Raw genomic sequence first — 21,517 nt, forward strand, 5'->3', positions numbered from 1 at the left:
GGGACAGACGCTATGCAAAGCCGGACCGAAAGGCCAGACGCCGTCGTCGACGCGCCGAAGGGAAACTGGGTCGACACCATCGCCCGCCCGGCCTGGAGGCCCTGGCTGCGCCTGTCCCGCGCCGACCGGCCCATCGGGACATGGCTGCTGCTGCTGCCCTGCTGGTGGGGCATCGGGCTGGCGATGATGGCCGACGCGCCCCGCTGGGCGGATCTGTGGATCGCGGTCGCCTGCGGCGTCGGCGCCTTGGTGATGCGCGGCGCGGGCTGCACCTGGAACGACATCACCGACCGCGACATCGACGACAAGGTGGCGCGCACCCGGTCGCGGCCCCTGCCATCGGGGCAGGTGACGCTGCGCGGGGCCTATCTGTGGCTGGCGGCGCAGGGGCTGGTGGGGCTGGCGATCCTGCTGACGCTGGACCGGGCGGCGATCTGGATGGGGGTGGCCTCGCTTGCGCTTGTCGCGATCTATCCCTTCGCCAAGCGGTTCACCTGGTGGCCGCAGGTTTTCTTGGGGCTGGCCTTCAACTGGGGCGTGATGCTGGCCTATGCCGCGCATATGGGCCGGGTCGATCTGACGCCGGTGGTGGCCTGGCTGGCCGGGATCGCCTGGACGATCTTCTATGACACGATCTATGCCCATCAGGACGTGGAAGACGACGCCCTGATCGGGGTGAAATCCACCGCCCGGCTGTTCGGCGACAACAGCCCGCGCATCCTGGCGGGATTTGCGGTGCTGACGGTCGTGCTGCTGGCGGTCGCGATCTTGCTGACGGGTCGCAATCTGTTGATGGCCTATGCGGGGCTTGCCGGGTTCGCCCTGCATCTGGCCTGGCAGTTGCGGAATTTCCAGCCGGATCAGGGAGCTGTCTGCCTGCGGCTGTTCCGGTCGAACCGCGACGCCGGGCTGATCCTTGCGCTGTTTCTTGCCTTGGCCGGGCTGGTCTGATTGCGCGACGCCCGGCCTGACGCTACACCGCGCGTTCAGGAAACAGCCCAAGGTCATGCCCCATGGCGTCATCCCGCAGGCGGATTCTGCCGCCGGTCGCCACGATTCTTGCCCTGTCCGCCGCAGGCGGGCTGTGCTGGCTGGGCGCCGACGCCGCCGCCCGTTATCTTGAGGATCGGTCGCGGCAGGATGTGGAACAGGCGCTTGCCGCATCGGGCCAGGATTGGGTGACGGTCGCCACCGACGGCTTGCAGGTCCGCCTGACCGGCACCGCCCCGACCGAGGTCGACCGCTTTCGCGCCGTGACCCAGGCGGGCGGGGCCGTCGATCCGTCCCGCATCCTGGATCACATGACGGTCGCCTCGGCAGAGGCCAGAACGCCGCCCGAGTTCAAGGTGGAGCTGCTGCGCAACGACCAAGGCATCTCGCTGATCGGGCTGGTTCCGGCCTCGACCGACCGGGCTGGCCTTCTGCGGGGGCTTCGCAGCGAAACCGCCGCCCCGTCGGTGACCGATCTGCTGGAAACCGCCGACTATGCGGTGCCCCAGGGATGGGACGACGCGCTGCGATACGGGTTGCGCGCCGTGCAGATGGCGCCCCGTGCCAAGATCTCGATCCAGCCGGGCAGCGTGTCGGTTTCCGCCTTGGCCGACAGCCGCGACGACAAGGGACGGCTGGAGGCGGCGCTGCGGCGCGGCCTGCCCCCCGGAGTGACGCTGGTCACGGATATCTCGGCCCCCCGCCCGGTGATCGCGCCCTTCACCCTGCGCTTCGTCCGGGACAAGGACGGCGCGCGGTTCGAAGCCTGCGCCGCCGATACCGACGAGGGGCGCGACAGGATCGTGGCGGCGGCGCAGGCAGCAGGCGTGGCCCAGGTGCCCGCCTGCACGCTGGGCCTGGGATCGCCCTCGCCCGACTGGTCCGACGCGGCGGTGGCAGCCATCGGCGCGGTGGCCGAACTGGGCCGGGGCGCGGTCACGCTGTCGGATGCGGATGTGGCGCTGACCGCGCCGCCTTCGGTGGAACAGCCCGCCTTCGATGCCGCCGTGGCCCGTTTGCAGCAGGCCCTGCCGCCGGTCTTTTCGCTGCAAGCCACGCTGGAACAGGCGCCCGACGCCACGACCCCCGGCCCGGCCGAGTTCACCGCCACCCTGTCGGAGGCGCAGGTGCTGGCCATGCGCGGCGCCATCAGCGATTCCCGGATGGCCGAGACCGTGGACAGCCTGGCCCGCGCGCGCTTCCCGTCGGTTCAGGCCGACCTGACCGACAATTCCCAGGTGCCGCCGGGCTGGACGGTGCGCGTCATCGGCGCCATCGAGGCCCTGGATATCCTGCAAACCGGCAGCGTGCAGGTCACGCCCGACCTGATCCGCGTGACCGGCACCTCGGGCGATCCGGGGGCGGCGGAATCGGCGGCCGCGCGGCTGTCCGAACGGCTGGGACCGGGGGCGGCCTATGAATTGTCGATCCGCTACGATCGCAGGCTGGACGCCTCGCTGAACCTGCCCGACGGGGCGGAATGCGTGCGCCAGTTGAACATCGTCATGTCGGAATCCGAGATCGGCTTCGAGCCGTCGAAATCCGCCATCGCCGGCGATCCGGCGCCCACCCTGGACCGGCTGGCCTCGGTCATGGCCGAATGCGCCGATTTCCAGATCGAGGCCGGGGGCCACACCGATTCCCAGGGGTCCGAGGGCTTCAACGCCGACTTGTCGCGCGGTCGGGCGCAGGCCCTGGTCGCCGCCATGGCGGGCGCGGGGATCGACGTGGCCAACATGACCGCGCGCGGCTATGGCGAAAGCCAGCCCATCGCCACCAACGAGACCGAGGAAGGCCGCGAGGAAAACCGCCGCATCGAATTCCGCCTGCTGTCGGATTACCCGGTGCGCTCCGCGCCGCTGCCCCCGCCCGTCACGCTGGCGGGCGTGACCGCCGAACCCGCGCCCGCCGACCAGCCCCAGGCGGATCCGATCGGTCCCATGCAGCCGCCCGCCCCGCCGCAGATGTTCGGCCCGCAGATGCGGCGCGTCACCGCCGGTCCCACCGCCCCCGCCACGGTCGGCGCCAGCGAGGTCTTCCAGACGCTGGACGAACGCGAGGAAAACATTAGGCTGCCGGTCCAGACGCCGACGCCGGACACGCCCCGCCCCTCGCCCCGGCCGGACGAAGCGTCAGCCCCCGCCGATTGACCGCAAGCCAGGCACCGTCATGAACCGCACGGAATTCGTCACCATCACCACGATCATCCTGTTCGGCGTCTTCGTGCTGGGCTGGTTCGCAAGCTGGCTGATCGGCCGCCTGACCCGGCCGTCCCAGGCGGATATCCGCGACCTGACCCGGCGGCTGCGCAACACCGAACGCGAACGCGACATGGCGATTTCCCTACTGAAGGACCGCGAGGCGACCTTGGCGGCGACCCAGGGGGAACTGGATGCCGCATTGGAGGGCCTGCGCGAAAGCCGCACCGAGATCGAGGAATTGCGCGATTATATCGAACGCAAGCTGGCGCGGCGCTGACGGCGGGGACCGCGACGCGGCCCCCGCCCCTAGAAGTCGATGACCACCGAGGCCGCGCTGCGCCGCGCCTCGCCATGGTAGACCGCCTCGATATTGTTGCCGTCGGGGTCCAGAACGAAGGCCGCGTAATAATCAGAATGATAGGCGGCGCGCTCTCCGGGTGCGCCGTTGTCGCGCCCCCCATGGTTCAGCGCGGCACGATAGAAGGCGTCCACGGTCGCGCGGTCTTCGGCCTGGAACGCCAGATGCTGGCGCCCCGTCAATTCCCCCACCGCCGCCGGGCTGTCGGCCGACGACACGACCAATTCGTCAGCCCAGAAATAGCCCTCATCCGTGGTGACGACGGGAATCCCCAGCACGGCCAGAATCGCCGTGTAAAAGTCCCGACTGGCCTGCAGATCCCGCACGACAAGCTGGATATGGTCAAGCAGCCGACCGCGATGCAGTTGAGTGGCTTCCATCGTCATTTCCCCCGACATTGCCGCGCGGCAGGTCACGCCACCTCGGCGAAGACCTTCCGCAACGCCTGTTCCAGCTTGTCGAAAATCTCGTCCATCTGCGATTCGGTCAGGATGAAGGGCGGGCACAGCACGATGGACTGGCCCAGCGGGCGGCAGATCAGGCCCAGATCGGTACAGGTGTTGGCGATGCGCTCGCTGACGGACAGATGCGCGTCGAAGGGCGTCTTGGTGGCCTTGTCGCGCACCGCCTCCAAGGCCCACATGAAGCCCACGCCGCGCAACTCGCCGATATTGTCGCTGCGTTCCATGATGGCGCGCAGCCCGGCCTCCAGCCGGGGGGCAAGGCGACGCACGTTGTCGGCCAGACCTTCGTTCATCACCACGTCGATGGCCTTCAGCGCGATGGCGCAGCCGACCGGGTGGCCGGATGCGGTGAAGCCGTGGGGAAATTCCTCGATCCTTTCGACCGCCGCCTGAACGCGGTCGGACAGATCGCCGCCCAGGATCACCGCGCCCATCGGGAACAGGCCCGCCGTCAGGTTCTTGGACGAAATGATCGCGTCGGGCGTGAAGCCATAGGTCTGGCAGCCCCAGGTATTGCCGGTGCGCCCGAAGCCGCAGATCACCTCGTCCGAGATCATCGGGATGTCGTATTTCCGCAGGATCGGCAGCACCGCCTGGAAATATCCCTGCGACGGCGGAATCACCCCGCCCGCGCCCATCACGGGTTCGGCGAAGAACCCGGCGATGGTGTCGGCGCCTTCGCGCTGGATCGTGTCCTCCAACTCGCGCGCAAGGCGGGCGGTGAACTGGTCTTCGGTCTCGCCCTCCTGGCCATAGCGCCAGTAATGCGGGCAGGTCAGGTGGATGAAGCCGGGCAGCGGCAGGCCGAAGACCTCGTTATAGGGCTTGCCGGTCATCGAGGCCGAAACCACCGTGACGCCGTGATAGGCGTTCCAGCGGGTCAGGATCTTGCGCCGCTGCGGGTTGCCTTCGCTGGCGTGCAGGAACCACAGCATCTTGACCATGGTGTCGTTCGCCTCGGACCCCGAATTGGTATAGAACACCTTGCCGCGTTCGAAGGGCGACACCTCGACCAGCTTTTCGGACAGCATCACGGTCTGGTCCGACAGCCGCCCGAAAAACGCGTGGTATCCGGGAAAGCGGTCGTATTGCGCCTTCGCCGCCTCGGCCAGGCCCTTGTGGTCGAAGCCCGCGACCATGTTCCACAGACCGGAATTGGCGTCCAGATAGCGGCGGCCGTTCACATCGACGACATAAGGCCCCTCGCCATGGGTCAGCACCACGGCGCCGCGCTTATGGACGCTGGGCAGGTCGGTAAAGCCATAGAGCGAATATTCGTCGGCGCGGGCTTCCCAGCTTTGCGGTTTGGTCATCGGGGCCTCCATCGGTTTGCCCGCAGGCTAGCCGGGCCGCCGCGGGCGATCAATGCCCGCCGGGGGGCCGGGTCCAACCAAGGTGTGATTGCCGGGGCCGCCGACAGCCGTCTATCCTGGCCTGCGAAGGGGAATGCCATGCGCCTTTTTCTTGCGCTGCTGCTGACGCTGATGCCGCTGGAGGCCGCCGCCCAGCCGGTGGCGATCCTGCCCGTGAAGCTGCTGGACACCTCGCACGAGGCGCGCGACCAACGCGCCGATCACGACCGGCGGCTGGCGCTGATGGCCGAGGTGATCGCGGCCGAACTGGGCGATACGGTCGCGATCACCCCCGAGGATGTGGCCACCTGCCAGCCCGAAACCACCGAATGCCTGCTGGCCCTGGCCCGCGACAAGGGCGCCGATCAGGCCCTGTTCATCGTGACGCAAAAGACCAGCACGCTGATCCTGCAGATGTTCGCGAACCTTGTGGATGTTCAGACCGGCGCGCCGATTCTCAGCCGCAACCTGAATTTTCGCGGCGACAACGACGATTCCTGGCGCCGGGCGGCCCGCTTTCTGGCCCGCGACATCCAACCGGACTGACCGGCCGGATCAGGGGCGGCGCAGGCCGATCAGGTCCAGTTCCGCCTCGATCCCCGACAGGGGGGCGCCGTGCGTCTCGGCCACCAGCGAATCGAACCGTTCGCGCAGCGCGGTCTTTTCCGCCCCCCGGCAGTCGTTCCAGGGCCGCCCCTGCAAGGCCATGACCAGGACGTAATAGCCGATGAAATGCGGCCGCTCGCCCGCCGCCAGAAGCGCGCGATAGGCCTCGTGCGCGCCGATCCGGCGCAGGGCTGCGGCATCGGGCACGCCCGCCGCGATCAGCGCCCTGGCCGTCGCCGGGCCGATATTGGTGATCGCCGTCAGGTCGCTGTCCATGGCCGCCTTTCCAAATCCCCGTTCTTCCTGTATCAGCGCAAGATCCCTTAGGACAGCACGGCATGACCGACCAAGCCAATCCCCCGGCAGTGAAAAAGCTTTTCATCAAGACCTATGGCTGCCAGATGAACGTCTATGACAGCCAGCGCATGGCCGAGGCCATGGGCGCCGAAGGCTATGTCCTGACCGAGGATCAAGCGCAGGCCGACATGGTGCTGCTGAACACCTGCCATATCCGCGAGAAGGCGGCCGAGAAGCTTTATTCCGATCTGGGCCGGCTGAAACCGCTGAAGGCCGAACGTCCCGACCTGAAGATCGGCGTGGCGGGCTGCGTGGCCCAGGCCGAGGGCGAGGAGATCGTGCGCCGGATGCCTCTGGTCGATCTGGTGGTCGGCCCGCAGACCTATCACCGCCTGCCCGCGATGGTGCGCGGCGAGGCGCCCGCGATCCTTACCGACTTCCCAAGCGAGGACAAGTTCGACCACCTGCCCCAACGCCGCGCCACCCGCCGCGCGCCCGCCGCCTTCCTGACCGTGCAGGAGGGCTGCGACAAGTTCTGCGCCTTCTGCGTGGTCCCCTATACCCGCGGGGCCGAGGTCAGCCGCCCCGTGGACCGCATCCTGCGCGAGGCGCGCGATCTGGTCGAACGCGGCGTGCGCGAGATCACCCTGCTGGGCCAGAACGTGAATGGCTGGCACGGCGCGGGCACGGACGGGGACTGGGGCTTCGGTCGCCTGATCCGCGCCTTGGCCCGGATCCCTGGGCTGGACCGGATCCGCTATACCACCAGCCACCCCAACGACATGTCGGACGACCTGATCGACGCGCATCGCGACATTCCGCAGCTGATGCCCTATCTGCACCTGCCGGTTCAGTCGGGCAGCGACCGGATCCTGCGCGCGATGAACCGCAAGCACACGGCGGCGGAATACCTGCGCCTGATCGACCGGATCCGCGCCGCGCGGCCGGACATCCTGCTGACCAGCGACTTCATCGTGGGCTTTCCGGGCGAGACGGACCAGGACCATGCCGACACCCTGCGCCTGGTGGCCGAGGTCGGCTTCGGCACAGCCTTCAGCTTCAAGTATTCCCCCCGTCCCGGAACCCCCGCCTATGACCGTCCCGAGGTGGACGGCGCGGTGGCCGATCAGCGGTTGCAGGAATTGCAGGCCCTGCTGACAAAACAGCAGAAGGCCGCGCAGGAAGGCATGGTCGGGCGCAGACTGGGCGTGCTGTTCGAGAAGCCGGGCAGGCAGGCAGGCCAGATGATCGGCAAGTCGGATTACCTGCATTCGGTCTTTGTCGAGGCGCCCGATGCGCAGGTCGGCGACCTGGTGCAGGTGCGGATCGTGGAAAGCGCGTCGAATTCGCTGCGCGGAGAACTGGCGGCGTAACCGGCCGCCCGCCGGAACGCCCCCGGATCCGTCGCCCGTGCCGGATCGGCGCCCTCAGACCTCGGGCACCAGCACCTCGCGCTTGCCGACATGGTTCGCCGCCGAGACCACCCCCTGCTCCTCCATCTGCTCGACCAGCCGGGCGGCCTTGTTATAGCCGATGGCCAGTTTCCGCTGGATATAGCTGGTGGAACACTTGCGGTCCTTGGCCACGATCATCACCGCCTGGTCGTACAGCGCGTCGTCCCCGCCATCGCCGCCCAGGCCCAGCACGGCGTCGATATCGGATGCCACCTCGTCCTCGGGGCCCTCGACCACGCCCGACTTGTAGGACGGCGGGCCGAAGGATTTCAGATGCGTCACGACCTCTTCGACCTCTTCGTCGCTGACGAAGGGGCCGTGGATCCGGGTGATCCGCGCGCCGTTGCCCATGTACAGCATGTCGCCCTGGCCCAGAAGCTGTTCGGCCCCCTGTTCGCCCAGGATGGTGCGGCTGTCGATCTTGGAGGTGACCTGGAAGGAAATCCGGGTCGGGAAGTTCGCCTTGATCGTGCCGGTGATGACATCGACGGACGGCCGCTGCGTCGCCATGATCAGGTGGATGCCGGACGCGCGGGCCATCTGCGCCAGCCGCTGGATGCAGGCCTCGATCTCCTTGCCGGCGACCATCATCAGGTCGGCCATCTCGTCCACGATCACGACGATATAGGGGAAGGTCTCGGGCTTGAATTCCTCGGTCTCGAAGACCGGCTCTCCGGTATCCTCGTCGAAGCCGGTCTGGACGGTGCGCTTGAACATCTCGTTCTTCGACAGCGCCTCGCGGACGCGGCCGTTATAGCCCTCGATGTTCCTGACGCCCATCTTGGACATCTTGCGATACCGCTCCTCCATCTCGGAGACGACCCATTTCAGCGCGACGACGGCCTTTTTCGGATCGGTGACGACCGGCGACAGCAGATGCGGGATGCCGTCATAGACCGACAGTTCCAGCATCTTCGGGTCGATCATGATCAGCCGGCATTCGTCGGGCGTCAGTTTATACAGCAGCGACAGGATCATGGTGTTGATGGCGACCGATTTCCCGGATCCGGTGGTCCCGGCGATCAGCAGGTGGGGCATCTTCGCCAGGTTCGCCACGACCGGATCGCCGCCGATGTCCTTGCCAAGAGCCAGCGGCAGCGGCTGGGTGCCGTCGCCGAAGGCGCGGGATGCCAGGATCTCGCGCAGCAGCACCTTTTCGCGGCGCGCGTTCGGCAGTTCGATCCCGATCACGGTGCGGCCCGGCACGGTGCTGACACGCGCCGACAGCGCCGACATGGACCGCGCAATGTCGTCCGACAGCCCGATCACGCGGGACGCCTTCAGCCCCGGCGCGGGTTCCAGTTCGTACAGCGTCACGACCGGGCCGGGACGGACCTCGGTGATCTGGCCCTTGACGCCGTAATCGTCCAGCACGGCCTCCAGCATCCGGGCGTTTTCCATCAGCGTTTCTTCGGACACGGTCGGCTGATCGCCCGCCTGAGGCGCGCTCAGCAGGGCCAGCGGCGGGCGTTCATAGGTGTTCAGCACGTCCTCGAATTGCAGATCCGGCGCGGATTGCGGTCGCGGCGCCTGGGGGGCGGCAGGCTTCCTCAACGGCGGGACGTCCGGGCGCGGCAGGTCCGCCGCGGCGGCGGGGGCCTCGGGCGCAGGCGGATCGGCGCGGCCGTCCTTTCCGGCCTCGCGCGACAGGCGGGCGGCCACGACGGCCAGGACCGAGGGCTTGGCCGAACGCGACCGGATCGCGTCGCTGATGCGCCCGCTGACCTCCTCGGCCGAGGGGGCGTCGCCGTTGTAATCGGAATCGCGCTCGATCAGTTCGGGTTCTGGCAGGTCTTCGTCAAGCTCCAGATATTCGGGGGCGGCGGGCTTGCGCCGGGCCACGACCGGGGCACGCGTCGCGGACGCGGCGGGCGCGGCCTTCGCCTCGCGCCGCGCCTGCAACCGCTGCCGCATCCCGGCCGAGGCCGCAGCCCCCCGCCCCAGGGCGCGCATCGCCAGATCCAGGGCGGTCAGCAGCCCGAACACGAAGCGGCGCCACAGCCCCAGCAGTTCGGCCCGCGCGAAGCCCAGCGAAAAGGCGGTCATCGCCAGCACCGCGACGGCCGCCGCCAGCCCGGCCAGCCGGATGCCGATCTGCGCCTTGACCGGCAGCAGGTTCAGCATGGCGCCCATGATCATGTCGCCGAAATGCCCGCCCAGGCCATAGGACTGTTCCCACTCGGCCCCCGGCAGCAGCGTGCTGCAATAAACCGAGGCAAGCGCCACCGCGATGGGCGTGAACAGCGCGCGCATGAAGCGGTCCTCGCCCCGGTGCAGCATGAAGCGCAGCCCCCAGACAAGCGCGGCGATCACCAGCATCCAGGATCCGTATCCCGCGATCATCATCAGGGGCGAGGCGACATAGGCGCCGAAGCTGCCCAGCATGTTCTGCGCGGGTTCGTCGGTGGCCGACAGGAAGCTGGGATCCTCGGACGACCAGGTGCCCAGCATGATCGCCATCAGGATGCCCGCCAGGACCAGCCCGGTGCCCAGCAGTTCCTTGCCGCGCCGTTCCAGCGCCGCCTGGGTGGACTGGTCGAACAGCGGATCGCGGTGTTTTGCCTGCCAGCTTGCCATGGTCCCTCAGCCTTCCCCGCCCGTCGTTCCGTCGTAAAGCACCGCGCGCAGCCGTTGCAGCGCCGGTTCGGTCTGTTCCGCATCGGCCACCAGCGCCACGCGGATGAAGCCCTTGCCGGGATTGCAACCGTCCACCTCTCGGGACAGATAGGCCCCTGGCAGCACCTGGATCCCCGCCTGCGCCCACAGCGTCCTGGCCGCGTCTTCGCCATCCGTCACCGGCAGCCACAGGAAGAACCCGCCCTGGACCGGACGGTATCCGGGGACGTTGCCCAGCACCCGGTCGGCGATGGCGTATTTCTGCTGATACAGCGCGCGGCTGGCCGCGACATGCGCCTCGTCCCGCCAGACGGCCTCGCTGACGGCCTGCGCGGGCAGCGACAGGGGCGCGCCGGCATAGGCGCGCAACCGGCGGATCTGGGCGATATTGGCCGCCGAACCCGCCACGAAGCCCGACCGCAGGCCGGGCAGGTTCGACCGCTTGGACAGCGAATTGAAGATCACCACCCGGTCGGCCAGCCCCATCTCGGCCGCCACCGCCAAAGCGCCGGGCGGAGGCGCCTCGCGCCAGATCTCGGAATAGCATTCGTCGGCGAAGACCAGGAAATCATGCCGCTCGGCCAGGGCCAGCAGCGTCTCCAGGTAATCGCGGTCTGCGATCGCGCCCTGCGGATTGGCGGGCGAACACAGATAGGCGATGGCCGCGCGGTCCAGCACGGCGGACGGCAGGGCGGCGTAATCGGGCAGGTTGCCGGTCTCGGGCGTGGCGGGCACGAAAACCGGATCGGCCTGCACGGCGGCGGCGGCCACGGCATAGACCTGATAGAAGGGATTGGGGATCAGGATCGCCGGCCGCGCACCGTTCTTCCGTTCCGGGCACAGCGCCAGCGCCGCGTTGAACAGCCCCTCGCGCGTGCCGTTCAGCGCCATGATCCGATCCGGCGCCACGTCCAGGCCGTATCGCGCGCCCAGCCAGCCGCCGATGGCGGACAGCAGGCCGGGCGTGCCGTCGTTCGGCGGATATTTTCCGAAACCGCCGATATTGGCGGCTATCACCCCGGCCACGAAATCCGGCATGGCATGGCGCGGCTCTCCGATGGTCAGGACCGTCGGGGTTTCGCCGTTCTTCAGACCCGGCTCGATGCCGGACAACAGCGCCCGCAGCCGCGGAAACGCATAGTCCGGCAGGTTCGAGAACCGCTCGGGGATCGCCATTCTGCCTCGCTTTCGGGGTCTTCGGCCCCGTTTATCACAAGAAACATTAGCGTGATCGCGCCCTTGCGTCCAGCGAAAGCCCGCCCCGAGGCGATCATCTTCTGTGCGCAAATATCCTCGGGGGTGAATTGGCCGCAGGCCAAGAGGGGGCGCGAGCGCCCCCTTGCGCTACCCCACGGCCAGGGCCGCCTCGACCCCCGCGGCCAGATACAGCAGATGCGTGTCGCGCCCGGCATGGCCCATCACCGAAATCCCGCAGGCGGGGTGGCCGGTGGGCAGGGTGCAGACCGGCAGGCCCAGCAGGTTGCCGATCCGGGTGTTGCGCAGCGTCAACAGGTTCGCGCGCACGAATTCGGCCTCGTCCGCCATCAGCCGTGCGGCGACCGGAGGCAGGATCGGCACGGTCGGCAGCAGAATCGCGTCATGGCGCGACGCGACCTCCTTGATCCACTTGCGGCGGATGCGCACCAGGCTTTCCCAGGCCGAGACATAGGCGGGGGCGCTGACATCGGCGCCGCCGCGGAATCGGTCCAGGATCGGCTTCCACATCAGTTCCGGCGCATCCTCGATCTGGGCGCGCCAGATGCCATAGGCCTCGGGGGCGAACAGCGATGCCGACAGGGGCATGGCCTTCGCCACCCAATCGCTCGACACGCGGTCGATCTGCGCGCCCGCGCGGGCCAGCCGGTCCACGGCATCCTCGAAGGCGGCGACCGGACCTTCCTCGGCATCCTCGAAGGGCACGCCGTCCAGCACCATCAGCCGGCGCCCCGCGACCGAGGCGCCGGTCAGGTCGGCCGGCTTCGTCCCCGCCATCAGCGCGAACAGTTCGGCGCAATCCTCGACCGTGCGGGCGATGGGGCCGGTGATGTCGAACTTGCGGCACAGGGGAACCACGCCCTTTTCCGGCAGCGAATCGTGGCTGGGCTTGAACCCCACCAGATCGTTCCAGGCGGCGGGCACCCGCAGCGACCCGCCGGTGTCCGATCCGATCGCCGCCGCCGCCAGCCCCAGGGCCACCGACACCGCCGCGCCCGACGACGACCCGCCCGGCGCCAGGTCGGGATCCAGCGCGTTCGGCGGCGTCGCCGTGTTCGGGTTCAGCCCCAGGCCGGAAAAGGCCAGCTCGGTCATATGCGTCTTGCCCAGGCAGATCGTGCCCTGCCGCGCCGCGCGGGCCAGCACGATGGCATCCTTGCGCGGGACGCGGCCTTCCAGCAGCTTCGACCCGGCCTCGGTCACGGTGCCGCCGCTGTCGATATTGTCCTTCCAACTGATCGCCACGCCGTCCAGCAGCCCGCGCCCCAGTTCCAGCTTGGCGCGGTCATGGGCGGCCACGGATTCGGACCGGGCGCGGACATCGGTGACGCGGGCATAGATGCGCCGGGCGTCGGGATGGGCCTTGATGGCGGCCAGATAGGCTTCGGTCTGGTCCAGCGGATCCAGCAACCCCGCCATGATCGCACGGCCCTGCTGGGCGGCGGGCGCGCGCAGCCAGTCCATCCTCAGAAATCCACCGCGAGGCCGTTCTTTTCGTAATCCCCGAAGCGCACGGGTTCCGGCCCGTCGCGCCCGCCGTATTCCTTGGGCAGGGGCTGCGCGGCGGCGGCGGCCTTGCGGCGCTCGGCGGCCTCGGCCAGGGCGCGGCGGGCGGCGGGCGGCAGGTCGTCGCGGTCGTCCTGTGGCAGATCGGTCATGGCAACAGTCCCCGAATGAACGTAAGGGTCGGTTCAGTCTTTCAGCGGATTTAGGCAAAGGAAAGCGATTTGGCAAAGCGTGGCGTGGATATGGCGCGTTCGGGGGCATTGCGCCTGCTGGCGGGCGTGCGCGAGGGGCTGTCGCTGTCGGATCAGGCGGGCGCCCTGAAGGCGCTGCCGCCGGCGGACCAGGCCCGCGCCGCGCGCCTTGCGGCGGCGGTGCTGCGCCACCAGTCCCGCGCGGATGGGGTGATCGCGGCCTATGTCGGGCGCAAGCCCAGCCCGCAGGTCGCCGACATCCTGCGCCTTGCCGTGGTCGAGATGCTGGACCTGGACGGCGCCGCGCATGGCGTGGTCGATGCCGCCGTGACCCTGACGCGCGGCCTGGGGCAAAAGGGCCAGGCCGCGTCGGGCATGGTCAACGCGGTTCTGCGCAAGGTGTCGGCCCATCCGGGCTGGGCGGACCTGCCGCCGCAGCCCATGCCCGCGTGGCTGCGCGATCCCGTCGCCGCCGCCTATGGCGAGGACGCCGCCCTTGCCATCGAGGCCGCGCATCAGGCGGGGGCGCCGCTGGATCTGACGACCAAACCCGGCGTCGCCGTCGAAGGCGCGGAACCCCTGCCGACCGGATCCCTGCGCCTCCACGGCCCGGCACAGGTCAGCGCCCTGCCCGGCTATGCCGAGGGCGACTGGTGGGTTCAGGACGCCGCCGCCGCCCTGCCCGCGCGGCTGCTGGATCCGCGTCCCGGCGAACGAATCGCCGATCTTTGCGCCGCGCCGGGCGGCAAGACCCTGCAACTGGCCGCCGCAGGGGCGCAGGTCACGGCGGTGGACATCAGTCCCGCCCGGCTGCGGCGCGTGGCCGAAAACCTGAAACGCTGCGCCCTGACCGCCGATCTGATCGCGGCCGACGCGCTCGAATGGCGGGCCGACAGTCCCCTGGACGCGATCCTGCTGGACGCGCCCTGTTCGGCCACCGGCACCATCCGCCGCCATCCCGACCTGCCCTTCCTGCGCGACGGTTCCGGGATCCCTGCGCTGATCGACCTGCAAGCCCGGCTGATCGACCATGCCCTGTCGCTGATCCCGCCGGGCGCGCGGATGGTCTATGCCGTCTGCTCGCTGCTGCCGGATGAAGGCGAGGCGCAGGTCGCCGCTGCCCTGTCGCGCCATCCGGGGCTGAGGGTGGACACGCCCGCCCTGCCCGGCGTTCCGGCGGACTGGATCACGCCCGAAGGCGGGTTGCGCACCCGGCCCGACTACTGGCCGGATCGCGGCGGCATGGACGGCTTCTTCATGGCGCGGCTGCGCAAGGCGGGATGAGGGAAATGGGTATTTGGGCAAAGAAGAAATCCCCGTTTCCGTGACTGGAGTGCTGGACCTCGGGCGGCGGGGGGGATAGTTGGGCGCCGAATCCAGATGCGAGGCCACCATGTCCCATCCCGTGCCGATCCGACGCGCGTTGATTTCCGTTTCCGACAAGACCGGGCTGATCGACTTCGCCCGCAAGCTGGACGCGCGCGGGATCGAGATCCTGTCCACCGGCGGCAGCGCCAAGACGCTGCGCGAGGCCGGGCTGACCGTGGTGGACGTGGCCGATGTGACGGGTTTCCCGGAAATGATGGACGGCCGCGTCAAGACGCTGCATCCGGCGGTGCATGGCGGGCTGCTGGCGCTGCGCGACAACCCCGAACACCTGGCGGCGATGGAGGCCCATGGCATCGGTCCGATCGACCTGCTGGTGGTGAACCTCTATCCGTTCGAGGAAACCGTCGCCAAGGGCGGGGGCCATGACGACTGCATCGAGAACATCGACATCGGCGGCCCGGCGATGATCCGGGCGGCGGCCAAGAACCACGCCTTCGTCACCGTGATCGTTGACGTGCAGGATTACGACGCGCTGCTGGCGGAACTGGACGCCAACGACGACCGCACCACCCTGGCCTTCCGTCAGCGGCAGGCGCAGATCGCCTATGCCCGCACCGCCGCCTATGACGCCGCCGTCAGCACCTGGCTGGCCGCCGCCATCGGGGATGAAACGCCCCGCCGCCGCGCCTTTGCGGGCACGCTGGCCCAGCCCTTGCGCTATGGCGAGAACCCGCACCAGTCGGCCGCCTTCTATGTCACCGGCGACGACCGCCCCGGCGTCGCCACGGCGCGGCAGTGGCAGGGCAAGGAACTGTCCTACAACAACATCAACGACACCGACGCGGCCTTTGAACTGGTGGCGGAATTCGATCCCGCCCAAGGCCCGGCCTGCGCGATCATCAAGCATGCCAACCCCTGCGGCGTGGCGCGGGGCGAGACGGCGGTGGAGGCCTATAAGCGCGCCTTCGACTGCGACCGGACCTCGGCCTTCGGCGGGATCATCGCGCTGAACCAGACGCTGGACGGGGCGACCGCCGAGGAGATCGCGAAGATCTTCACCGAGGTGGTGATCGCCCCCGATGCGGATGAGGACGCGAAGCGCATCTTCGCCGCCAAGAAGAATCTGCGTCTGTTGACCACCGGCGGGCTGCCCGATCCGCAGGCGGCGGGGCTTGCCTTCCGGCAGGTCGCGGGCGGCTTCCTGGTCCAAGGCCGCGACAACGGCCATGTGGCCCTTTCGGACTTGAAGGTGGTCAGCGACCGCCAGCCTTCGGACAGCGAACTGGGTGACATGCTGTTCGCCTGGACCGTCGCCAAGCATGTGAAATCGAACGCCATCGTCTATGCGCGCGACCTTGCCACCGTCGGTATCGGCGCGGGCCAGATGAGCCGCGTGGACAGCACCCGCATCGGCCGCCGCAAGTCCGAGGACATGGCCGAGGCCCTGGGCCTTGCTCAACCGCTGACGATCGGCGCGGTGGTGGCCTCGGACGCGTTCTTCCCCTTTGCCGACGGGATCGAGGCCCTGGCGGAAGCCGGCGCCAAGGCGGTGATCCAGCCCGGCGGATCGATGCGCGACGACGAGGTGATCGCGGCGGCCAACCGCCTGGGGCTGGCGATGGTCTTTACCGGCCAGCGGCATTTCCGGCACTGATGCAGCAGGAACTGCCCCTGGAACCGACGCCCCCCGCAGCGTCCCAACCGGCGCCCCAATCCGCGCCCAAGCCCCGGCGTCCGCGCACGCCGAAAAAGCCCAAGGGCCCGGTCCGCACCGACATGCGGCTGGTGATCTGGATCGCGACGACGATTTTCGTGGTCGATCAGGTGCTGAAATACTGGGTCGTCCATGTCCTGCAACTGGACCGGCTGCGGGAAATCGACGTGCTGCCGCCCTGGCTGAACTTGCGCATGGCCTGGAACCAGGGGGTGAATTTCGGGCTGATGGCGTCGGATACCGATGTCACGAAATGGATCCTGATCGCGGTGGCCCTGGCCATCGTCGCCTGGGTCTGGGTCTGGATCTGGCGCGCCGATGCCGGGCGCTTTGCCCGTGTCGCGGCGGGGCTGCTGATCGGCGGCGCCCTGGGCAATGTCATCGACCGGCTGCTTTACGGCGCGGTGGCGGATTTCCTGAACATGTCGCTGCCGGGCTGGCAGAACCCCTACAGCTTCAACGTGGCCGACATCGCGATCTTCGCCGGGGCCATCGGGCTGGTGCTGGTGCCGCAGAAGAAGGAACCGCCCAAACCCGCCCGCCAGCCGCGCGCCAAAGGCGGTGACGGCGCGCGCGACAAGACCCGTGACGGCACGGGCAAATCCGGCTAGAACGGGCGGAACGAATGAAGGGGCAGAACATGCAGGCTTTCGTCAGGGGCATCGCCGTCGCGGCCGTGATCGGGCTGTCGGCCTGCGGCAGCAACCAGTTGATGAATATCGAGACCGGCCAGAACAGCCCGGACGAATTCGCGATCCTGCCGACCCGGCCCCTGTCCATGCCGCCCGACCTGGCGCTGCTGCCCGCGCCGACGCCGGGCGGGGCCAACATCACCGACCCCAATCCGAACGCCGATGCGGTGGCCGCGCTTGGCGGCAACCCCGCGCGGCTGGCCGACCAGGGCATCGCCGCCGCCGACGGCGCGCTGATCGCCCATGCCAACCGGCGCGGCACCGACCCCGCCATCCGCGAGAAACTGGCCCAATCCGACGCCGATTGGCGGTCGCGCAACAAGCGGCGCCCGCTGGAGGCGCTGTTCGGCACCACCGTCTATCAGCGCGCCTATCGCCCCATGGCGCTTGATTCGCGGACCGAACAGCAACGCTGGCAGCGCGCGGGCGCCATCACCCAGACCTCGCCCCCGCCCGCCGAGGAATGACGGCGGGCTTCGACCCCGCCCATCCCGGCTTCGGTGAAAACCCCTGGCCTGCCTATGCCCGGCTGCGGGCCATGCCGGGCCTGCCGCTGTGGCAAGGCTTCCGCCTGGCATCCCGCGCTGACGATGTGCGCGCCATCGCCTCGGACCGGCGGATGGTGCGCGGCACCGCGATCTTCGGCCCTGCCGAACGCCGCCGCAGGCAGGTGGCCCAGAATTTCCACGACATGCCGTTCCACGAACGCTTCGTGCAGACCTCGATGCTGGAACTGGACGGGCCGGACCATGACCGGCTGCGCCGCGCGGTGTTTCCCTTCTTCACCAAGACCCGGCTGGACAGTCTGCGCCCCTTCGTCACCCGCTGGGTCGATGCCGCGCTGGACCGGCTGATTCCGCAGGGCCGCTTTGACTTCATCGCCGATCTGGCCGCCGATCTGCCGGGGCAGGTCATCGGCCATCTGATCGGCGCCGACCCCGCGCTTGCCCCGCAGATGACGCAATGGTCCGAGGACACCGTCAGCTATTTCGACATGAGCCGCCGCACGGCAGACCGCAAGGGGCAGGCCGAACGGGCGGTGGTCCTGTTCCACGACGCCCTGCAAGATCTTCATGCGGACCGCAAGGCCCGCCCCCGCGACGACCTGATGACCGCGATGATCGGGGCCGAGGATGCGGGCCTGCTGACCCATGACGAGCTGATCGCGACCGTCATGCAGATCCTCCATGCCGGACACGGATCGACCATCGACGCGATGGGCAGCGGCCTGCACGCGCTGCTGGTCCATCCCGACCAGATGGCCCGGCTGCGCGACGATCCCGGCCTGATGCCGACGGCGGTGCAGGAGATGTTCCGCTTTGCCCCACCGCTGATCTTCTTCCACCGCTATGCGGCCGAGGATCTGTCGATCTGCGGGCAGGACTGGCCCAAGGGGACGGCTGTCGGGCTGCTTTACGCCAGCGCCAACCGCGATCCCGGCGCCTTCCCGGACCCCGACCGTTTCGATGTCGCGCGCAGGCCCAACCTGCACCTGGCCTTCGGGGCGGGGCCGCATGTCTGCCTTGGCAACACCCTGGCGCGGCTGAACATGGAGATCCTGTTCGCGCGCCTTCTGGCCCGCGCCAAGCGGATCGTACCTGCCGGGACCGCCGTCTGGAAGACCGGCCTACAGGCGCATGGCCCCCTGTCGCTGCCTGTCTCTGTCACGACACATTAGCGTGTTGCCGGTTGCGCGCCCGGCCGCCTTTGGTCAGATTTCCGCGCGAGACCAAGGAGGTTCCGCCCCCATGCTGCGACCGACGCTGCCTGCCCTGCTGGCCCTGACCGTCAGCGCCCTGCCCGCCCTTGCGGACAGGCCCGCCCCCGAAACCAACGGCATCACCCATTTCACCCTGCCCAACGGCCTGGAAACCGTGGTGATCGAGGATCACCGCGCCCCGGTTGTGGTGCAGATGGTCTGGTACAGGATCGGGTCCGCCGACGAACAGCCCGGCAAGTCCGGGATCGCGCATTACCTGGAACACCTGATGTTCAAGGGCACCGACACGCTGGAGCCGGGCGAACTCTCCAAGACCGTCACCGCCAATGGCGGCATGGACAACGCCTTCACCAGCTATGACTACACCGCCTATTTCCAGCGCATCGCCGCCGACCGCCTGCCCCTGGTGATGCAGATGGAGGCCGACCGCATGGCCAACCTGCGCATCGGCGAGGACGACTGGCAGGCCGAACGCCAGGTCGTGCTGGAGGAACGGGCGCAGCGGGTGGACAGCGACCCCGGTTCGCTGTTCGCCGAGGAACGCAACGCGACGCTGTTCTATAACCATCCCTATGGCCGCCCGGTGATCGGCTGGCGCGCCGAGATGGAGGGGCTGACCCGCGACGACGCGCTGGCCTGGTATGACGACCATTATTCCCCGAACGAGGCGGTGCTGATCCTGGCGGGCGACGTGACGCCCGAAACGGCCCGGGAGCTTGCGGAAAAATACTATGGCCCGATCCCCGCCAAGGGCGAGGCCGAACCCCGCATCCGCCCGCAGGAACCGACCCAGCGTTCGCCCCGGCGGATGGAGATGACCGATCCCCGCGTGCCGCAGCCGGTGATGACGCGCAGCTATCTGGCCCCCGAACGCAATCCCGGCGACCAGAAGGACGCCGCCGCGCTGACGGTGCTGGCGGAACTGCTGGGCGGGTCGGCCCAGACCTCGGTCCTGGGGCGCGAACTGGCGATGAAGGGCAAGGCGCTGTGGGTGAATGCGGGTTATGACGGGTTTTCGGTCGATCCGACCAGCTTCGGCATCTCTCTGGTTCCGGCCGACGGCGTGCCCCCCGAGAAGGCCGAGGCCGAACTGGACCGGGTTCTGGCGGCCTTCCTGGAAAAAGGCCCGGACCCGGCCGATCTGGACCGGGTGAAGACCCAGATCGAGGCCGCGCGGGTCTATGCGCTCGATTCCGCGCATGGCCGCGCCTATGACTATGGCCAAGGGCTGGCGACCGGGCTGACGGTCCAGGACGTGAACGACTGGCCCGACATCCTGGCCGCCGTCACGGCCCAGGACGTGATGGACGCCGCCCGGCAGGTGCTGGGCAGCGAGGCCACCGTGACCGGCTGGCTGCTGCCGCCGCCAGAGGCCGGGGACGCCCCCGCCCCGACCGCCGCCACCCCCAAGCCCGAGGTGCAAGAATGATCCGCGCCGCCATCGCCTTGTTCGTCGCCGTCCTGGCGATTCCCGCCCACGCCATCGACATTCAGGAAGTCACCTCGCCCGGTGGGATCAAGGCCTGGCTGGTCCAGGACGACAGCATCCCCTTTGTCGCCGTCGAACTCGACTTCAAGGGCGGCGCCAGCCTGGACGCGCCCGACAAGCGCGGCGCCATCAACCTGATGACCGCCACGCTGGAGGAAGGCGCGGGCAGCCGCGATGCCGTGGCCTTCGCCCAGGCGGTCGAGGGTCTGGGCGCGCGGTTTTCCTTTGATGTCAGCGACGACGCGCTGTCGGTCGGGATGCGCGCGCTGACGGAAAACCGCGACGAAGCCGCCGCCCTGCTGGCCGAGGCGCTGACCCGGCCGCGTTTCGACGATGCCGCGGTGGAACGCGTCCGCGCGCAGGTGCAATCCATCATCCGGTCCGAGGCGACCGATCCGCAATCCATCGCCGCCAAGGAAATGGCCCGCCAGGCCTGGGGTGAGCATCCTTATGCGACTTCGATCAACGGCACGGCGGAGTCGGTGGCCGGGCTGACCCGGCAGGATCTGGTCGCGGCCAAGAACCGCGTGCTGGCCCGCGACCGCGTGGTGGTGGGCGCGGCGGGCGACATCAGCCCCGAGGAATTGGGCCTGCTGCTGGACACGGTGCTGGGGGGCCTGCCGGAACAGGGCACCGCGCCGCTGCCGGAACCCGCGCAGTTGCAGTTGACCGGCGGCGTCACGGTGATCGACTGGGACAGCCCGCAGACCGTGGTCAGCTTCGCCGGGCCGGGCCTGCCCATCGACGATCCCGATTATTTCGCGGCCTATGTCGCCAATCACATTCTGGGCGGCGGCGGCTTCAGCTCCCGTCTGATGGAAGAGATCCGCGAAAAGCGCGGCCTGACCTATGGCGTCGGAACCGCGCTGGCGACGGGCCTTTATGGCCAGACCTGGCAGGGCGGCATGGCGGGGTCGAACGCCACCACCGGACAGGCGGTCGATCTGATCCGGCAGGAATGGGACCGGCTGGCCGAAGGCGTGACCGACAAGGAACTGAACGACGCCAAGACCTATCTGACCGGCGAATATCCGCTGCGCTTCGACGGCAACGGCAAGATCGCAACCATCCTGGCCGGGATGCAGCTGATCGGCTTTCCCATCGACTATGTGAACACCCGCAACGCCAAGGTCGAGGCGGTGACGGCCGAGGACGTGAAGCGCGTGGCTGGGCGGCTGCTGGACGCGGACGGGCTGCGCTTCGTGCTGGTGGGGCGCCCCGAAGGGATCGCCGCGACGGACCAAGCCGAACCGGCCGAGGCGGTGAACTGACCTTGGCTGTTGCACCGGGGGCTTCGCGCCCCCGGACCCCCGCGGGATATTT

19 protein-coding genes are annotated in these 21,517 nt (G+C 68.9%); 12 read left to right on the plus strand and 7 right to left on the minus strand.

Annotated elements, in window-relative coordinates; translation table 11 throughout:
* Positions 1-12: 12 nt before the first annotated feature.
* From ubiA to PARHAE_RS02800, 3 genes are all read left to right on the plus strand, one after another.
* Positions 13-951 (plus strand): 4-hydroxybenzoate octaprenyltransferase, encoded by a 939-nt coding sequence (gene ubiA, locus PARHAE_RS02790; protein WP_126153080.1) that lies wholly within the window; start codon positions 13-15, stop codon positions 949-951.
* A gap of 62 nt (positions 952-1,013) precedes the next feature.
* Positions 1,014-3,140, plus strand: a complete 2,127-nt coding sequence (locus PARHAE_RS02795; RefSeq protein ID WP_126153081.1) for an OmpA family protein — start codon at positions 1,014-1,016, stop codon at positions 3,138-3,140.
* Positions 3,141-3,159: 19 nt separating this feature from the next.
* Positions 3,160-3,468, plus strand: coding sequence for a hypothetical protein (locus PARHAE_RS02800; protein ID WP_126153082.1), 309 nt, complete (start codon positions 3,160-3,162; stop codon positions 3,466-3,468).
* A 29-nt stretch (positions 3,469-3,497) separates the two neighbouring features.
* Here PARHAE_RS02800 and PARHAE_RS02805 read toward each other — a convergent pair whose 3' ends face one another.
* Positions 3,498-3,929 carry a VOC family protein gene (locus PARHAE_RS02805; RefSeq protein ID WP_126153083.1) on the minus strand — a complete coding sequence of 144 codons (432 nt, stop codon included), beginning with the start codon at positions 3,927-3,929 and terminating at the stop codon, positions 3,498-3,500.
* A gap of 32 nt (positions 3,930-3,961) precedes the next feature.
* Positions 3,962-5,326 (minus strand): aminotransferase, encoded by a 1,365-nt coding sequence (locus tag PARHAE_RS02810; RefSeq protein ID WP_126153084.1) that lies wholly within the window; start codon positions 5,324-5,326, stop codon positions 3,962-3,964.
* A gap of 138 nt (positions 5,327-5,464) precedes the next feature.
* Between PARHAE_RS02810 and PARHAE_RS02815 the strand changes: the two genes are divergently transcribed.
* Positions 5,465-5,911 (plus strand): DUF2380 domain-containing protein, encoded by a 447-nt coding sequence (locus PARHAE_RS02815; RefSeq protein WP_206436844.1) that lies wholly within the window; start codon positions 5,465-5,467, stop codon positions 5,909-5,911.
* 9 nt (positions 5,912-5,920) lie between these two features.
* Here PARHAE_RS02815 and PARHAE_RS02820 read toward each other — a convergent pair whose 3' ends face one another.
* A complete protein-coding gene (locus PARHAE_RS02820) occupies positions 5,921-6,247 on the minus strand; it encodes a TfoX/Sxy family protein (RefSeq protein WP_126153085.1) in 327 nt (108 codons plus the stop codon).
* A gap of 62 nt (positions 6,248-6,309) precedes the next feature.
* Here PARHAE_RS02820 and miaB point away from each other — a divergent pair, with 62 nt between their 5' ends.
* A complete protein-coding gene (gene miaB, locus PARHAE_RS02825; RefSeq protein WP_126153086.1) occupies positions 6,310-7,641 on the plus strand; it encodes a tRNA (N6-isopentenyl adenosine(37)-C2)-methylthiotransferase MiaB in 1,332 nt (443 codons plus the stop codon).
* Positions 7,642-7,695: 54 nt separating this feature from the next.
* Here the strand turns inward: miaB and PARHAE_RS02830 are convergent, their stop codons facing one another.
* The 4 genes from PARHAE_RS02830 to PARHAE_RS02845 all read right to left on the minus strand — a co-directional run bounded on the left by PARHAE_RS02830 (position 7,696) and on the right by PARHAE_RS02845 (position 13,211).
* Positions 7,696-10,299 (minus strand): DNA translocase FtsK, encoded by a 2,604-nt coding sequence (locus tag PARHAE_RS02830; protein WP_126153087.1) that lies wholly within the window; start codon positions 10,297-10,299, stop codon positions 7,696-7,698.
* Positions 10,300-10,305: 6 nt separating this feature from the next.
* Entirely contained in the window at positions 10,306-11,514 is a 1,209-nt protein-coding gene (locus PARHAE_RS02835; RefSeq protein WP_126153088.1) for an aminotransferase class I/II-fold pyridoxal phosphate-dependent enzyme, read from the minus strand.
* Between the two features lie 168 nt (positions 11,515-11,682).
* Positions 11,683-13,017, minus strand: a complete 1,335-nt coding sequence (locus tag PARHAE_RS02840; protein WP_126153089.1) for an amidase — start codon at positions 13,015-13,017, stop codon at positions 11,683-11,685.
* 2 nt (positions 13,018-13,019) lie between these two features.
* A complete protein-coding gene (locus PARHAE_RS02845) occupies positions 13,020-13,211 on the minus strand; it encodes a DUF1674 domain-containing protein (RefSeq protein ID WP_126153090.1) in 192 nt (63 codons plus the stop codon).
* 90 nt (positions 13,212-13,301) lie between these two features.
* On the opposite strand from PARHAE_RS02845, the gene PARHAE_RS02850 reads away from it, so the two are divergent.
* The 7 genes from PARHAE_RS02850 (at position 13,302) to PARHAE_RS02880 (ending at position 21,465) form a co-directional block, all read left to right on the plus strand.
* On the plus strand, positions 13,302-14,534 hold the full coding sequence (locus tag PARHAE_RS02850) for an RsmB/NOP family class I SAM-dependent RNA methyltransferase (RefSeq protein WP_126153120.1): 1,233 nt from the start codon (positions 13,302-13,304) through the stop codon (positions 14,532-14,534).
* A 109-nt stretch (positions 14,535-14,643) separates the two neighbouring features.
* Positions 14,644-16,233: a bifunctional phosphoribosylaminoimidazolecarboxamide formyltransferase/IMP cyclohydrolase gene (gene purH, locus PARHAE_RS02855; protein ID WP_126153091.1), complete on the plus strand. Its 1,590-nt coding sequence runs from the start codon at positions 14,644-14,646 to the stop codon at positions 16,231-16,233.
* Entirely contained in the window at positions 16,233-16,904 is a 672-nt protein-coding gene (gene lspA, locus PARHAE_RS02860; RefSeq protein ID WP_241232646.1) for a signal peptidase II, read from the plus strand. The genes purH and lspA overlap by 1 nt, the downstream gene beginning before the upstream one ends.
* A gap of 29 nt (positions 16,905-16,933) precedes the next feature.
* Positions 16,934-17,452 (plus strand): DUF3035 domain-containing protein, encoded by a 519-nt coding sequence (locus tag PARHAE_RS02865; RefSeq protein WP_126153092.1) that lies wholly within the window; start codon positions 16,934-16,936, stop codon positions 17,450-17,452.
* Positions 17,449-18,663 carry a cytochrome P450 gene (locus PARHAE_RS02870; RefSeq protein WP_126153093.1) on the plus strand — a complete coding sequence of 405 codons (1,215 nt, stop codon included), beginning with the start codon at positions 17,449-17,451 and terminating at the stop codon, positions 18,661-18,663. The genes PARHAE_RS02865 and PARHAE_RS02870 overlap by 4 nt, the downstream gene beginning before the upstream one ends.
* Before the next feature lie 70 nt (positions 18,664-18,733).
* The gene (locus tag PARHAE_RS02875) at positions 18,734-20,134 is read left to right on the plus strand and encodes a M16 family metallopeptidase (protein ID WP_126153094.1); all 1,401 of its coding nucleotides are present in this window, start codon (positions 18,734-18,736) and stop codon (positions 20,132-20,134) included.
* Positions 20,131-21,465, plus strand: a complete 1,335-nt coding sequence (locus tag PARHAE_RS02880; protein ID WP_206436845.1) for a M16 family metallopeptidase — start codon at positions 20,131-20,133, stop codon at positions 21,463-21,465. Before PARHAE_RS02875 ends, PARHAE_RS02880 begins: the two co-directional genes overlap by 4 nt.
* Positions 21,466-21,517: the final 52 nt, after the last annotated feature.

This window comes from Paracoccus haematequi, assembly GCF_900631945.1.
GTDB lineage: Bacteria > Pseudomonadota > Alphaproteobacteria > Rhodobacterales > Rhodobacteraceae > Paracoccus > Paracoccus haematequi_A.